The 15,256-nt window shown below is 40.3% G+C and carries 14 protein-coding genes; 11 read left to right on the plus strand and 3 right to left on the minus strand.

Features of this window, described 5'->3' with window-relative positions:
• Positions 1–280: 280 nt before the first annotated feature.
• The 6 genes from K8L98_RS06345 (at position 281) to K8L98_RS06370 (ending at position 6,764) form a co-directional block, all read left to right on the plus strand.
• On the plus strand, positions 281–1,870 hold the full coding sequence (locus tag K8L98_RS06345; RefSeq protein ID WP_223440514.1) for a long-chain-fatty-acid--CoA ligase: 1,590 nt from the start codon (positions 281–283) through the stop codon (positions 1,868–1,870).
• A 72-nt stretch (positions 1,871–1,942) separates the two neighbouring features.
• The gene (locus K8L98_RS06350; RefSeq protein WP_223440515.1) at positions 1,943–2,581 is read left to right on the plus strand and encodes a lysoplasmalogenase; all 639 of its coding nucleotides are present in this window, start codon (positions 1,943–1,945) and stop codon (positions 2,579–2,581) included.
• A 15-nt stretch (positions 2,582–2,596) separates the two neighbouring features.
• The gene (locus K8L98_RS06355; RefSeq protein ID WP_223440517.1) at positions 2,597–3,340 is read left to right on the plus strand and encodes a hypothetical protein; all 744 of its coding nucleotides are present in this window, start codon (positions 2,597–2,599) and stop codon (positions 3,338–3,340) included.
• 73 nt (positions 3,341–3,413) lie between these two features.
• Positions 3,414–4,043 (plus strand): NUDIX hydrolase, encoded by a 630-nt coding sequence (locus K8L98_RS06360; protein ID WP_223440518.1) that lies wholly within the window; start codon positions 3,414–3,416, stop codon positions 4,041–4,043.
• Between the two features lie 486 nt (positions 4,044–4,529).
• Positions 4,530–5,687: an FtsW/RodA/SpoVE family cell cycle protein gene (locus K8L98_RS06365; protein WP_223440519.1), complete on the plus strand. Its 1,158-nt coding sequence runs from the start codon at positions 4,530–4,532 to the stop codon at positions 5,685–5,687.
• Between the two features lie 138 nt (positions 5,688–5,825).
• A complete protein-coding gene (locus K8L98_RS06370) occupies positions 5,826–6,764 on the plus strand; it encodes a DMT family transporter (protein ID WP_223440520.1) in 939 nt (312 codons plus the stop codon).
• A 160-nt stretch (positions 6,765–6,924) separates the two neighbouring features.
• Here the strand turns inward: K8L98_RS06370 and K8L98_RS06375 are convergent, their stop codons facing one another.
• Entirely contained in the window at positions 6,925–7,572 is a 648-nt protein-coding gene (locus K8L98_RS06375; protein WP_223440521.1) for a CPBP family intramembrane glutamic endopeptidase, read from the minus strand.
• Positions 7,573–7,900: 328 nt separating this feature from the next.
• Between K8L98_RS06375 and sigH the strand changes: the two genes are divergently transcribed.
• Entirely contained in the window at positions 7,901–8,551 is a 651-nt protein-coding gene (gene sigH / locus K8L98_RS06380) for an RNA polymerase sporulation sigma factor SigH (RefSeq protein WP_223440522.1), read from the plus strand.
• 151 nt (positions 8,552–8,702) lie between these two features.
• Positions 8,703–9,491, plus strand: a complete 789-nt coding sequence (locus tag K8L98_RS06385) for a DUF4240 domain-containing protein (RefSeq protein ID WP_223440524.1) — start codon at positions 8,703–8,705, stop codon at positions 9,489–9,491.
• A gap of 57 nt (positions 9,492–9,548) precedes the next feature.
• On the opposite strand, the gene K8L98_RS06390 is transcribed toward K8L98_RS06385, so the two are convergent.
• On the minus strand, positions 9,549–9,839 hold the full coding sequence (locus K8L98_RS06390) for a DUF817 family protein (protein WP_223443217.1): 291 nt from the start codon (positions 9,837–9,839) through the stop codon (positions 9,549–9,551).
• Positions 9,840–10,064: 225 nt separating this feature from the next.
• Here K8L98_RS06390 and K8L98_RS06395 point away from each other — a divergent pair, with 225 nt between their 5' ends.
• Positions 10,065–10,913, plus strand: coding sequence for a VOC family protein (locus K8L98_RS06395; protein WP_223440526.1), 849 nt, complete (start codon positions 10,065–10,067; stop codon positions 10,911–10,913).
• A 1,827-nt stretch (positions 10,914–12,740) separates the two neighbouring features.
• Positions 12,741–13,253, plus strand: coding sequence for a DoxX family protein (locus tag K8L98_RS06400; RefSeq protein ID WP_223440527.1), 513 nt, complete (start codon positions 12,741–12,743; stop codon positions 13,251–13,253).
• A 163-nt stretch (positions 13,254–13,416) separates the two neighbouring features.
• Here K8L98_RS06400 and K8L98_RS06405 read toward each other — a convergent pair whose 3' ends face one another.
• Positions 13,417–13,905 (minus strand): DinB family protein, encoded by a 489-nt coding sequence (locus K8L98_RS06405; protein ID WP_223440528.1) that lies wholly within the window; start codon positions 13,903–13,905, stop codon positions 13,417–13,419.
• Positions 13,906–14,187: 282 nt separating this feature from the next.
• Here K8L98_RS06405 and desA point away from each other — a divergent pair, with 282 nt between their 5' ends.
• Positions 14,188–15,207, plus strand: coding sequence for a Delta(5) desaturase DesA (gene desA / locus K8L98_RS06410; RefSeq protein WP_223440529.1), 1,020 nt, complete (start codon positions 14,188–14,190; stop codon positions 15,205–15,207).
• Positions 15,208–15,256 lie beyond the last annotated feature (49 nt).

A 15,256-nucleotide genomic window follows, 5' to 3' on the forward strand; every position in this document is an offset into this window, starting at 1 on the left:
TATAAAGGCGTTTTTTTAAATAATATATGAAAATCTTCGCCTGAAAGCAGGAGCAGTTTAAGAGAATCGCTGAAAAGGCATCCTTTTTATTTATCGGAAGACATACAGATAAATTAACAATCTAAGCTGCATTCATGAAAAATCATAATGGTGGGGAAGCCCAATGTGAGAGCCTGCCCTAACCAGTCATAATGTTCATTGTTATATAACACATTCTCTCATTTGTGCTATAATTACTGTGAAAAATAATTGAATATTTCGACTAAAAGGGGATGAAGAGATGAAGGTGCCATTGCTGCTGCCCCAGTTTTTGGATCGGGCTGCCAAGCTTTACGGGGAGAAAACAGCTGTGATTGATGAGTTAAAAGAATTTACATATGCAGAAGTAAATGAAAGAGTCAATCAGCTTTCGCGGGGGCTAAGGGAATTAGGGATTGAAAAAGGGGATCGCGTTGCGTATCTTGCACCAAATTCTTCTGAAATGTACGAGGGGTTTTATGGGGTTCTTCAGCTTGGAGCTGTTATTGTTCCTCTGAATACAAGGCTGATTCCGGATGATTATGTGTATATATTAAATCACAGTGAAACAAAAGCATTGTTTGTTGATCATGAACTTTATTCACAGATTGAGCCTGTTGCAGATCAATTGAAAACCGTTAAAACCATTATTGTCCACGGTCTTGAAATCAGTGGGGACGGGCTGGTTGCTTATGAGCAATGGCTTAGTCAATATGAAAAACATGAAATCGACCGTCCTGAGATGGAGGAGGATGATCTGGCAACTCTCCTTTATACGAGCGGGACAACCGGAAAACCTAAAGGTGTCATGCTGACACACCGCAGCAACTATTTGCATGCACTCGCTTCGATGCATCATCTTCGGGTTTCTGATCGGGATGTTCTTCTGCATGTTCTTCCAATGTTCCATGTCAATGGATGGGGATCGCCATTTTATTACACGGCAAATGGCGCGACACAGGTATGTCTTCGAAAAGTGCTGCCGGCCGATATTTTCAAAAAGATAAATGACTATGGAGTAACCGTCATGCATATGGCTCCAACTGTCCTAAACAGCCTGCTTCAGTTCTCGGAAGTGAACGGCTTCACAAAACAGCCGCAGGATATCCGGATTGTCATAGCAGGATCTGCCCCGCCGCCTGCATTTGTGAAGCGGGTCGAAGAGGAATTGAAGTGGGAGTTTATCCAAGTCTATGGCATGACTGAAGCATCCCCGCTAATTACAACTTCCATTATTCGTGATACACAGGAGCGTCTTTTGCCGGAGGAAAAATATCGTTTAAAAGCAAAAGCAGGCTATCAGTTCATTGGAAGCGATGTGAGAGTTTTTAATGAGCTTGGCGAGGAAGTTAAGCACAACAGTCAGGAAATCGGTGAGATTGCGGTGCGCGGAAACGGTGTAATGGAAGGCTATTGGAACAATCAGGAAGGAACGGATGAAGTCATTCGCGGCGGCTGGTACTATACCGGTGACATGGCTGTTGTGGATAAGGATGGCAACATTGAAATTGCTGATCGAAAAAAAGATATTATTATCAGCGGAGGAGAAAACATTTCTTCCATCGAAGTAGAAGGCGTCCTGTATGATCACCCTGCAGTGCAGGAGGTCGCTGTCATTTCTGTTCCCCATGAAAAATGGGGAGAAACGCCGCAGGCCATAGTCGTCATAAAGGATGGACTGCTGACAAGCGAGGAAGAACTTATCGCCTTTGCGCGCAGCAAGCTAGCCCATTTCAAAGCTCCGACGAAAGTGATATTTGCAGATGAGCTGCCTAAAACGGCATCAGGCAAAATTCAAAAAGTTCATCTTCGGAAGGAATTCTGGAAGGAAAAAGAGAAGTTTGTAAACTGAAAAAAGAGGCGTGCAAGATCAAATGAAAACCAGGGAAACCTGGTTCTTTTTTAAGGAGAAAAGGGGTGAAACATGTTTCCAATCCTTTTATTTATGTTCGTTTTTGCCTCTGGAGCGGCTTACATGGCAGCCATTTATTATAAAAAAGAAACATGGATGTATGCACTGAAGCCAGGAACGATGCTTTTGATCATTGGAATTGCCTTAATTAATTTTAAAGCCGCAGGAATTTACGGAATACTGGTTGTCTCGGGATTGCTATTTTCGCTTTCAGGCGATGTTTTTCTCATGCTGCCTGCTGATCGTTTTTTGCAGGGGTTAAGTTCTTTTTTTATAGCTCATGTTCTTTACACTGCGGCTTTTATCTCTGAGTGGGCAGAAGGTGAAAGCAATCCCCTTATTTGGAGTGTGCTGATTGTCCTTGCGCTCCTCTTTTTCCGCCTTCTTTTTAAAGGAGTAAAAGAAAAAGGCGGGATTGCTATGATCGCAGCTGTTTCGCTGTATATAACGGTCATTACTCTGATGACCGGGACGTCTTTTTTCAGCGGACAAGTTCTGATCATCGCAGCAGCATTATTTTTTTACCTATCAGATGCAGTGCTGGCATGGGACCGGTTCAGGAGTTCTTTAAAATACAGGGATTATCTGGTGATGAGCACTTATTTTCTGGCGCAGCTTCTATTTGCTGTCAGTGTCTATCTTTTTAAATAAGAAAGGGTGATTGAAATGAAAGCAACAGATGAAATCTTATCAGTATGGAAGAAATTTGATGAATTTCCGATGGAAACCCTTACTAAGGTATGGTATTACGGGAAAGCCGGTTCAAAAAAGCAGAGAGATCTTTCGTTAATTAAGGAACACAAGGAGCAGTACGGCATAACAGGCAACTGTTTTGATTTATCAATTTGGCTGCTGGATGAGTTTGCAAAAGGAGGAATTGATGCTTACCCTATTGGAGTAGATCACGCTGCTGTGATCGCGCTTGATGAATCGGGCAGAAGATATTTGTGTGACTTGGGAGATCAGTGGCTGAATCCAATTTTGATTGACGCCAATGCACAGGATTTCACAACTGAAAAACTAAAGGGATTTTTTCCTGCAGCAGAAATAAAGGTGGAACCGGACGGAGATGATGTGAAGATTACTTACTATCGTCCGAACGGAAAGTGGTCCGCACAAATCTATCAGACTATACCAATCGATCGAACACTGTTTATGGCAGCAGCTGAACAATCTCAGAATACAATCAAGCGGGAGCCGCTTTTAGAAAAAAGAATTGAACTTGGAAATGAAACAGCTCATTGGGAATTTTATAATTGGAAAAGCTTTTTAAGCACCAACAGCGGATTGTTTGACGACCTGGATGCAGAAACCATAGATGAATGGGCTGATCGAATTCATCAAAAAACGGCGTATGATAGAGACTTTCTATTAGAAACATTGATGATTTATAAAAAGATGGAAAAATAGCTGCGTGTTCCCCTATTTTTGTTATATATATAATGGAAATTTATAAAGAAGAGAATTGAGGGGTCTTCAAAAGATGGATAAAGAATTACTTCGTATTTATGATGAGAATCACAATCCAATAGGAACAGCTGCCCGCTCAGATGTCCATAAGTCAGGCTACTGGCATGAAACCTTTCATTGCTGGTTTGCGGGAAGAGAGAATGGCAGGGTGTACCTCTATTTTCAATTGAGAAGCAAAGTGAAAAAGGATTACCCCAATTTATATGATATTACGGCTGCAGGCCACATTCTGGCCAATGAAACGATTGAGGATGGAACTCGGGAGGTAGAAGAGGAAATCGGCATTCGCCTCTCCTTCTCAGATCTAGTCCTGTTGGATGTCCTGAAGTATAGTGTATCTCAAAAAGGGTTAATTGATAATGAAATTGCATATGTGTTTTTTTATCCATTTAATCAGCCTTTTGAAAGATTTACCTTGCAAAAAGAAGAAGTAGCGGGAATGGCTCGGGCAGAATTGCATTTAGTTAAAGACCTTATGGCTGGGAGAAGAACTGGTCTTCTAATGGACGGTTTTGAAGTGGATCAGGCCGGAACTAGAAAAAACGTGCAAACAAAAGTAGATAAATCCAGATTCGTGCCTCATGAAGATGCCTATTATGAGAGAGTTTTAGAATTGATTGAAGATGAGATGATGAGAAAGTAATAGGGAAATAGAGTTTGAAAAAAATCTATGATTTTCTGAAACCTTTTCACTAAATCTTTCGTATTTACATATTAGAGAGGAAAACAAAACAAGATGATTCCAGTTTGGGGTGTGGTTTTAACTGGTGTGCCTGCACTCATTTTGTTTTATTTTGCGATGGGAAGTAATTGATCAGGTTATGATTTGAAGCAGCTCGTCTGTCATGTATGCTTTCTTACTATTCCGCAGGGCAGGGAATTGGGAAATGCAGCTTTGAGGGTAACGTGCACCCCAAGGCAGTAAGCCTATTTAGATAGGAAATACATAACGACTGCGATCAGCAGTCTTTTTTTTAAGTATTAATGAAATAATATCGTATGCAGCGTCAATGTCTTGCAGCGCCTAGATCCTCGGTCAGAAGGGTTCCGCCATTATCTGACTGCCGGATCTGATCAAAGCGCTTGCGCTTTTCTGCACCTTATTGTGATGTGAGAGGGTTTGCGAAAAATGGAGAAAAACGAACATCCTTTTGATTTTAGTCTGGTTTTCATTTTATTTTTATTTTCGATCATCAGTTTTCTATCAATCAGCACGGCTCAGGAATTCGGACAATATAATGAAAATTTTCTTGTGAAGCAAATTGCCTGGTATATAGTAGGCTGCGGAATTATATTGGCAGTCATGTATTTTGATATGGAGCAAATTGAGAGAATGCAATGGTTTGCTTACGGATTTGCCATGCTTCTGCTTATCTTTTTGATTCTCGCGCCAGAATCGATTGCAAGGCCGGTAAACGGAGCGAAAAGCTGGTTTCAGATTCCTGGTATTGGCTCCCTGCAGCCGTCTGAACTTTCCAAAATCGCCCTCATACTTACACTCAGTCATCTTATTTCAGCACATCATGAGAAATATGGATTAAGAGATTTGAAATCAGATTTTCTCCTATTAAGCAAAATGGGTCTCGCAACATTTGCTCTGATTGCGATTATTATGCAGCAGCCTGATTTAGGGACGTCACTTGTGCTCATTGCCATTTTCAGCGGGCTGATTTTAGTTTCGGGCATTTCGTGGAAAGTGATTGTCCCTATCTTCCTTTTTATGAGCACTGTTGGATGTTTGCTAATTTATTTCATTGTGTTTCAGCCAGATATTCTGAGTATCATCGGAGTCAAGCAATATCAGCTGGGACGAATTTACGCATGGCTCAGCCCGGAAGAATTTAAAGAAGGGGACGGGTATCACTTGTATCAGTCCATGCTCGCGATTGGATCCGGATTGATTACAGGAAAAGAAGCAAGCTTAGGCAATGTCCATTTGCCGGAGGGGCATACCGATTTCATTTTCAGCGTCATCGGAGAAAAATATGGTTTTGTCGGAGCAAGCTTTGTCATCAGCCTGTATTTTCTTTTAATCTATCGAATCATCAGCCTTTCACTTGATGTGAAGGACCCTTTTTCTTCGTACATATGTACAGGAGTGATTTCAATGATTGCTTTTCATGTATTTCAAAATGCCGGAATGACGATCGGCTTGCTGCCGATTACCGGAATTCCTCTTCCATTCATCAGTTATGGAGGAAGCTCAATGATCAGCAACATGCTTGCACTGGGGCTCGTTTTCAGTATAAGCTTCCGGAATAAGAAGTATTTTTTTGATCGTGAATGAAAAAAATCCTCCTTCGAATCAGGGGGATTTTTTTTATGAAACAATGCAAGATAATTCTTTTGATCAAAAGAAGGAAAGCCAGTCCTCTTTACAGAAGTTTAAAAGCTTACGATAAACCCAGAAAAGGAATGAATAGTTTTGAATAAACGCAACCCCTATTTTCTTCTTGTTCTTGCGACAATTTTATGGGGAGGGAATTTTGTCATTGGCCGTGCCATAACAGAAAGCATGCCTCCATTTACCCTCTCCCTGCTCAGGTGGTGTACAGCATTCATCATTTTTCTGCCCTTTGCATGGCCTCATTTAAAAAAAGAGCATGCACAATTAAAAAAGAACTGGCACATCCTGATTTTAATGTCTATAACAGGAATTGCAGGATTTAACAGCCTGCTTTATCTTGCGCTGCATTACACAACATCCATTAATGCTTCATTAGTAAATACGTCAACTCCGATTGTGATTTATATCCTGTCTTTTTTTACTCTCAGGGAGCAGCTGAACAGAAATCAGATGATCGGAACCGTTCTTTCACTTGCGGGGCTATTTTTTATTCTTTCAAAAGGATCTCTTGCAGTTCTTGTAAATTTCTCTTTTAATTTTGGAGACTTCATTGTCCTTGCCGCAGTTGTTTGCTGGAGCATCTATTCCATTTTAATAAAGCGTTATACAGGAATTTTACCTGGATACAGTACATTTCTCGTTTGTATAGCTGTCGGTATTCTCGTACTGCTTCCGTTTGCTTTTTATGAGACTTTCATTTTAAAGATTCCTATCCTGTGGTCAAGTTCTTCGGTTTTCACCATTTTATACACAGGAGTTTTTGCATCTATTGTTGCATTCATCTCCTGGAATACGGCTGTTGTAAGAGTAGGAGCAAATAAAGCGGGTATCTTTCTGAACTTGATTCCGGTCTTTGCCGTCATATTTGCTGTTTTATTTATTGGAGAAAAAATCATGTGGTATCAGCTTGCAGGGGGGCTTTCTGTCATAGCTGGAGTCTACCTTTCAGCAAGAACAATTCCGCTTGGGAAAAAGGAGAAAAAGATATTTTTAGGAGATAAGGGGTATGACAGGTGAAAAAAGCGGGCCGTTTTTTTCACGGCTTGGCACCTCTTATCTCTCTATTCGCCCTTCTTGAAGGCACCGTTTTTTCTAGTTTCATGATATATGACTGCATTCTAATCCAAAGTGGGCCATTTTGTATAAGAAGGCCAGTAAGAATAATAAACTCTTATCGTTAGACATGTAAAAATCTAAAATAAACGAGAATGATTCCTAAATCTGCAAGCATGTGAGAAAGTACGGCAGGGATCAACGTCTGGAATTTATGGCGAAAATAACCCCAGACCATTCCTGCCAGGAAGACTGGTATGACACCTAGAAGGTTAATGGGCCAATTAAACAAAGAGATTAGAGACAGCATGTGATAAAGGCTGTAGAAAAAAGATGTAATCAGGAGCGTATTAAAAATATTCATTTTTAGGATCAGATTGGCATACATGAATTCCCGCCAATAAATTTCTTCCAAAAGAGGATTGACGATCAGCAGGATCAGAATTAGCATGATTTGATGCCCGCCAGTAAAATTCCAGTCTATTAACAGCTTCTGAAGCTTTGCTGAATCAAAAAAGGTTTCAGAGAAAGCTGATACTGTGCCAAAGATTATGGCTAAAAAGATGATGCCAGTAATAAAACCAGTCAGCAAACCTTCTTTTGAGAATAATAGATTTCTCTCAGATTTAAGGCATTGACGGATTCTGGCGCCGGAGATCAGCAGAAGCCAGCCGTAAAACAGAAAAAATGTCAGGGGAACACTGTTTAATCCGTGCAGTCCCAAAGCAATCATGATCGTTGGCCCAATAAGAAGCAGCATGGATTTTAACACCTCATCACCTCTTCCAAATGCGTTCCATTTCTTCTTCTGGTTAAAGATGAAAAACACCTTCAAACAAAACCTTTTCATTTTTAATTTTGATTTATCTTAAACCTGTTTTATTAACAAAATACTGACAAAATTAGCGGGAAATCTTCTTTATTCGACAAATTTCACATCTATTCTTGCAATGTTTTCTTATTTTATGGCTTCCGCTGTAAACAGGAGTCGATATTTTTAAATATCTTTCAAGTTCTATCTGGGGTAATATAAACATACTTCCTAGTTTCTAGTTTTTGGGAGGGATCATTATCATCATGAAATCTGCGGAGGGATCTGTATGAGTGTTACATTAGAAGTGAGGAAGATTGAAAGTTATGCTGAGTTGACAGATGAGATTTTGCTTGAACTCGTTCAAAAAGGAGATTCAGAATCGACCGACTTTTTAATCACCAAATATCGCAATTTTGTCAGGGCAAAAGCGAGCAGATATTTTCTCATAGGCGGAGAACGAGAAGATATCGTGCAAGAAGGAATGATTGGCCTATATAAAGCCATTCGTGACTTCAAAGTGGACAAGCAGGCTTCATTCAAGGCGTTTGCAGAATTATGCATTACCAGACAGATCATAACGGCCATTAAAACAGCCACCCGTCAAAAGCACACCCCTCTTAATTCCTATGTCTCTTTGTACAAGCCTCTTTTTGAAGATGATAACCACACGCTGCTCGACGTGATTCCAGGAACAAAAACAATGGATCCGGCAACCTTGATCATTAATCAGGAAAAAGCGCTGGATATTGAAATGAAAATGGCCGAAATGCTGAGTGATCTGGAAAGAAAAGTACTGGCCCTTTACATGGACGGACAATCATACGTTGAAATCTCCGAAGAGCTGAATAAGCACGTTAAATCAATAGACAATGCTCTCCAGCGGGTAAAGAGAAAACTCGAAAGATACATGGAGATGCGGGATTACAGCCTGATATAAAGATAGATATCAGAATAGCGTGAAAATGGACGGCATGACTTTAATCGGTGATGCTTTTTGTTTTGTTTGTTTTTTTCAGATATTAAAGAAATTGGCAGTCTTGTAAAATGTAAATAATAGATTATAAAATGAGAGGGTTTGATGAGGATTTATGGAAATACTGCTTATATTCAATGCTGGAGCATCCAATAAATTTTGGAAGATAAAAGCAGAAGAGAACTCCTATACAATTACATACGGTAAGATAGGCACAGGCGGAGCAGTCAAAACTAAAACATTTGGGTCTGCTGAGATTTGTCAAAAAGAAGCTGAAAAACTAATACAGTCTAAGTTGAAAAAAGGCTATATTCCTTCTGAGGAAAGCGAGGGGATTATAAAAGAAAGCGCCATGATAGATAAAGCGTTTTGGGATCTTTTGAAATGGGTTAAAAGCAAGGCTGAAGATAGTGAAGAGCAAATAGAGTATCTGATTGACTATTTATCCAAATTGAGTGTGAAAGACCTGATTAAATTTGATTCTATTCTAAATCAGTACATGAACAAATCGTACACCTCAGACCTGTGGGCTGCTGCCTATACCATTTTGGGCGGATGTTCTGATGATTGTTTTGACTATTTTAGAGCATGGCTTATTTTTCAAGGAAAAGATGTTTACGATAATGGCAATAAAGATCCAGAAAGTCTTATTCCTTTCCTTATAAAAATGGAAGAACTTGATGATCTGCCGCAGTTAGAGGATTTATTATCTGCGGCATGCATGGCTTTTGAAGAAAAAACTGGTCACGATGATGAAGCCTATTACGATCTCTATGAACAGCTTGCAGGGTTTGAGGAGCAGCCTGAATTAGAATTTGACTGGGATGAAGACGATGAGGAAGGTATGAAAAAGAGGTTTCCAAAGCTATGGGAACGATATGGTGAAGTACCGGTCGAATGGTAGAAAAGCTTGCGGCGTTATAAGAGCCGCAAGTTTTTTTATTGTCGGGCAGATAAGGTTTCAGGCTGTACTTTGAATTCTTTTATGTTCTTCAACTGATCCACAATCATAAAACTGACAATCACCAGCAGCAGCCATAAGCTGATTTTTCCGATATGGACAATTTCCCAGTGTTCTGATTTGGATTACCCATGCCCCAAAGAAAGTCGTAATATTTTCTGCTGTCCAAATGAAGAATCCTATTAGAAAAAAGAATAATGTAAGCGGCATGGAATAGACAGTTTTTTTTATTGTGAAAGATACAAAAGACTTTAGGAAAACAAGAATGATCAGAAGTGAAGGGGTAAATATCGTGCCTCAATGTTATCTCAAGATCCGCACCTGGCATTCGGATCTGCCTTTCGAAGCGGTCTCACTTTTCTTAGTATGGTTGAAACGAATTGGGAAGTATATATAATTAAGCGATTTTCTTATTGGACAATTGTAAAATAATTGCTTGACTTCTTTTGGTTACGAAAATATAATTACTTACATAAAGTAAGTTGAACTATTATCATATTAAAGGGGGATTCATTTATGGAGTTTCATCAGCATCCGCATACGTATGTAGGTCAAGTCAGCATTAAAGTTCAGGATTTAAACAGGGCTCTAACGTTTTATCAGGATGTGATCGGCTTTAAAATTCTTGATCAAACTGAAAGGCATGCTAATTTAACAGCTGACGGCAAGACTGTTCTTCTGTCGCTTGAACAGCCGGAAAATATTTCACCTAAACAGCCTCGAACAACTGGGCTTTATCATTTTGCTCTGCTGCTGCCTAACCGGTCAGACTTAGGCAGGGTGCTGCAGCATTTGGTTCAGATCAGCTATCCTATTGGAGCATCCGATCATTATGTGAGTGAAGCCCTTTATTTAAATGATCCGGACGGCAACGGAATTGAAATTTATGCAGACCGTGCAGCATCAGAGTGGACATGGCAGGATGGTCAGGTTTCCATGGCTACAGAACCGCTTGATGCTCAAAGTGTTCTGGCTGAAGGGAAGGGTGAACCATGGACTGTTCTTCCTGATGAAACAGTAATGGGACATATCCATCTGCACGTATCTGACTTGAAAGATACAGAAGAATTTTATGGAAAAGGTCTGGGATTTGAGGTTGTCACCCGTTACGGCAGACAGGCTTTATTCATGTCAACAGGCGGCTATCATCACCATATCGGTTTAAACACATGGGCTGGAGAAGGTGCCCCTGCTCCGTCCGAAAACAGCGTCGGGTTAAAATGGTTTACACTCGTCTTTCCGGATGAAGAAGCAAGAACTAAAGCTATTCAGCAATTAAAGCAGACAGGTGCAGACGTCTTGGAGGAAAACGGCGAGCTGATCACGGCAGACCCTTCCGGTAACCGGATTTTATTAAAAATTTAATCACTGCTGCAGTCTTATTGGTGATGGCACCGGTAAGGCTTTTTTTTTGTTTCAACTGAGAATAATGATTAAAGTTTGATTTGCAATGATTAGACTTAGATTTTCACTGATAGAATCTCTATTTTTACTGATATAAGAGCTATGGAGCACTAAAATTGGGTAAAAGCTGAAAAAAGTGTTCCAAAGTAGCAGAATGGAGCAGCAAAATTGGTTGAAAGCTGAAAAAAGTGTTCCAAAGTAGCAGAATGGAGCACCAAAACCGGGTAAAAGCTGAAAAAAGTGTTCCAAAGTAGCAGAATGGAGCACCAAAACCGGTTGAAAGCTGAAAAAAGTGTTCCAAAGTAGCAGAATGGAGCACCAAAATTGGGTAAAAGCTGAAAAAAGTGTTCCAAAGTAGCAGAATGGAGCACCAAAATCGGTTGAAAGCTGAAAAAAGTGTTTCAAAGGAGCAGAATGGAACACCAAAATCGGTTAAAGTCTGAAAAATGTGTTCCAAAAGAGCAAAATAAAGCACTAAAACAGATTAAAGGCTGAAAAAAGTGTTTCAAAGTAGCAGAATGGAGCACCAAAATCGGTTGAAAGCTGAAAAAAGTGTTCCAAAGTAGCAGAATGGAGCACCAAAACCGGTTGAAAGCTGAAAAAAGTGTTCCAAAGGAGCAGGATGGAGCACCAAAATCGGTTAAAGGCTGAAAAAAGTGTTCCAAAAGAGGCAGAATGGAGCACCAAAACCGGTTGAAAGCAAAAAGTGTTCCAAAGTAGCAGAATGGAGCACTAAAATCGGTTAAAGGCTGAAAAAAGTTTCAAAGGAGCAGAATGAAGCACCAAAACCGGTTGAAAGCTGAAAAAAGTGTTCCAAAGTAGCAGAATGGAGCACCAAAACCGGGTAAAAGCTGAAAAAAGTGTTCCAAAAGAGCAGAATGGAGCACCAAAATCGGTTAAAGTCTGAAAAATGTGTTCCAAAAGAGGCAGAATGGAGCACCAAAACCGGTTGAAAGCAAAAAGTGTTCCAAAGTAGCAGAATGGAGCACTAAAATCGGTTAAAGGCTGAAAAAAGTTTCAAAGGAGCAGAATGGAGCACCAAAACCGCTTGAAAGCTGAAAAAAGTGTTCCAAAGTAGCAGGATGGAGCACCAAAATCGGTTAAAGGCTGAAAAAAGTGTTCCAAAAGAGGCAGAATGGAGCACCAAAACCGGTTAAAGGCTGAAAAAAGTGTTTCAAAGGAGCAGAATGAAGCACCAAAACCGGTTGAAAGCTGAAAAAAGTGTTCCAAAGTAGCAGAATGGAGCACCAAAATTGGGTAAAAGCTGAAAAAAGTGTTTCAAAGGAGCAGAATGGAACACCAAAATCGGTTGAAAGCTGAAAAAAGTGTTCCAAAAGAGCAGAATGGAGCACCAAAATCGGTTGAAAGCTGAAAAAAGTGTTCCAAAGTAGCAGAATGGAGCACCAAAACCGGGTAAAAGCTGAAAAAAGTGTACCAAAGTAGCAGAATGGAGCACTAAAATCGGTTAAAGGCTGAAAAAAGTGTTTCAAAGGAGCAGAATGAAGCACCAAAACCGGGTAAAGGCTAAAAAAGGTGTTCCAAAAGAGCCCTAGAACTCCGATCATCCCTGTTCAAACCCGTTTTCAAATACATCAAATAAAATTCAGAAAAAAATTCCATGAACATTGTGTGAAGCGGATTGATTTACCTATAAAGCCGGAGTATAGTAAGGGTATAGAAAGTTAGTGAAAATATTCACAAACTTTCTGGGCAAAGCTGGCTTGTCTAAGTTTTTTCCCTTTTTTTAACTTGATATGTGAAATAATTCACAAAAAGGAGATGTCTATTATGGCATGGTTAAGAGGAACAAAGATGGCAATTGTTTGGACGGTTTTGCGGATCTGGCTTGGTATACAATGGTTTGAAGCAGGCATTGGAAAGATTACTGGCGGTTTTGATGCGACAGGTTATGTACAGGGTGCAATTGCAAAAGCGGGAGGGGATCATCCTGCTGTACAAGGCTGGTATGCGGCATTTCTGAAACATGCACTTTTGCCGAATGCTGATCTGATCAATTTTCTGGTTCCGTGGGGTGAAACGCTTGTTGGAATTGCTTTAGTTGCAGGGCTTGCAACACTCCCGGCTCTATTGGCAGGTGCATTCATGAATCTGAATTTCATGCTGTCTGGGACAACAAGCACAAATCCAATCCTCTACACCGCAGCTATGGTATTAATGGCAGCAGGTGCAGTAGCATGGTTTTATGGGGCTGACCGCTTTGCCATTCCATCTATCAAAAATTATTTGAAACGAACTAAAGGGCTGAAAAAAACGAATCAAAAACATGCAGCAGCTCATTAATATAAGCCCGGCCCAGAGAGTGATAAAGGATTGAAGGCATTTCTATCTAGTGTCAGCGCCTCTTCGGTCACAGAATGGATCCGCCAGTAAAAGCAAAAAGCGCCTTTACTGGCGGATTTTTATCTGCCTTTCGGAGCTGACCAAGGCGCTTGCACGGTTCTATTTAAGAAGTTGGAGCTCCCATATCAGACCATTCTTCTTTTGAAGGCCCATAAGCGCCGGTAACTGGAAGTCCTGCCTGACGCATCAAAACAGTCAGTTGTCCGCGATGGTGGATTTCATGTTTAACGAATAGTGATAAGGTCATCCCGTTTTTCCACTGAAAACCAAACACTTCTTTTGTTTCCTGCATCTTCTCATCATCCCATTCACTTACGCCCTCAAGAAGAGATTGAACCGACACGCGGTATTGCTCTGCAATCTCTGCTGCTTTTGCTGGATGCTCGCTGTTTGGAGGCCCCTGAACTTTTAACCCCATCGGTTCAAGCATTCCTGAAGCCGGCACCAAATGCCATGCCAGATCACCAAGAGACCGATGGCCGGGTGCAACACCCTGCTTTAATGAGGAATCTGTTAAAGAATCTAGCAATTTTTGTGTGACTGCTGCTTCATTTTTGTAGTCGCTGATAAAGCTTTGTACAGTTAAATACATGTGATTAGCTCCCATCCGATTTGAATTTAAAATAAGAACATACGTACTGTTCACCTATACAATTCTACATAAGATCCTCATTTCCTTCTAAAAACCCATAACGTTTATTAAATCTTAAAAAATACGTATAGAATATTTTTAACCTGCAGAAAATGAATGTGGAAATCATCTCCATTCCGTATATGACATTTATCATGTATCCAGCATGACACCTATGTCTGCACAGATGAATGGAATACCTCTATAATTTGAATTACCTTATTTAGAAGGGAATCAAAAAAAATGAGCAAAGAATTGCAAAAAAACTTACGAAAACAAGTAGCACCATATGAAAAAGCAAATACGAAAGACAGCATCAAGCAGATCATCAATACGATAGTACCCTTTATTATCCTTTGGGTGCTTGCATATCAGAGTCTGTCGATTTCATACTTCCTGACACTTGGACTTGCTGTCCTGGCTGGTGGATTTTTAATAAGAATTTTTATTATTTTTCATGATTGCTGTCATCACTCGTTCTTTAAGAACCGTAAAGCAAATAAAATCGTTGGTACGATTACTGGTGTTTTAACGCTGTTTCCATACAGCCAATGGCAGCATGACCATTCGATTCATCATGCAACAAGCAGTAATTTAGATAAGCGCGGAACAGGCGACATTTGGGTTCTCACAGTGGATGAATATCTGGCAGAGCCGGTATGGCGCAGAATTGCCTATCGTCTATACCGCAATCCGATTGTGATGTTCGGAATCGGACCAACCTACGTTTTTCTTATCAAGAACCGTTTTAATAAAAAAGGTGCAAAGACAAGTGAAAAAATGAACACTTATCTTACGAATGCATTAATTGCAGCAGCAGCGGCTGCTTTGTGTTTCACGATTGGATGGGAAGCCTTTCTTTTAGTACAAGGTCCGACTTTCTTAATCTCGGGATCATTGGGAGTATGGCTTTTCTACGTACAGCATACATTCGAGGATTCTTATTTTGAAGAAGATGAAAACTGGGATTATGTAAAAGCAGCTGTAGAAGGAAGTTCTTTTTATAAGCTTCCAAAGCCGCTTCAATGGCTTACAGGCAACATCGGCTATCATCATGTTCATCACTTGAGCCCGAGGGTGCCGAACTACCGTCTTGAAGAAGCGCACAACAACACAGCACCTCTTCAAAACATTCCGACGATTACACTTGCAACAAGCTTGCAGTCACTAAAATTCCGTTTATGGGATGAAAGAAGCAAGAAGTTTGTCGGATATAAAGAAATAAGAGCTCTCGCGAAAATGAGAAGCAGTCATCAGATATAAGAATAATTGGAAGATACATGCAGTCTTAATAGGCTGCATGTGTTTTATT

This window comes from Metabacillus dongyingensis (assembly GCF_019933155.2).
Taxonomy (GTDB): Bacteria; Bacillota; Bacilli; order Bacillales; family Bacillaceae; genus Bacillus_P; species Bacillus_P dongyingensis.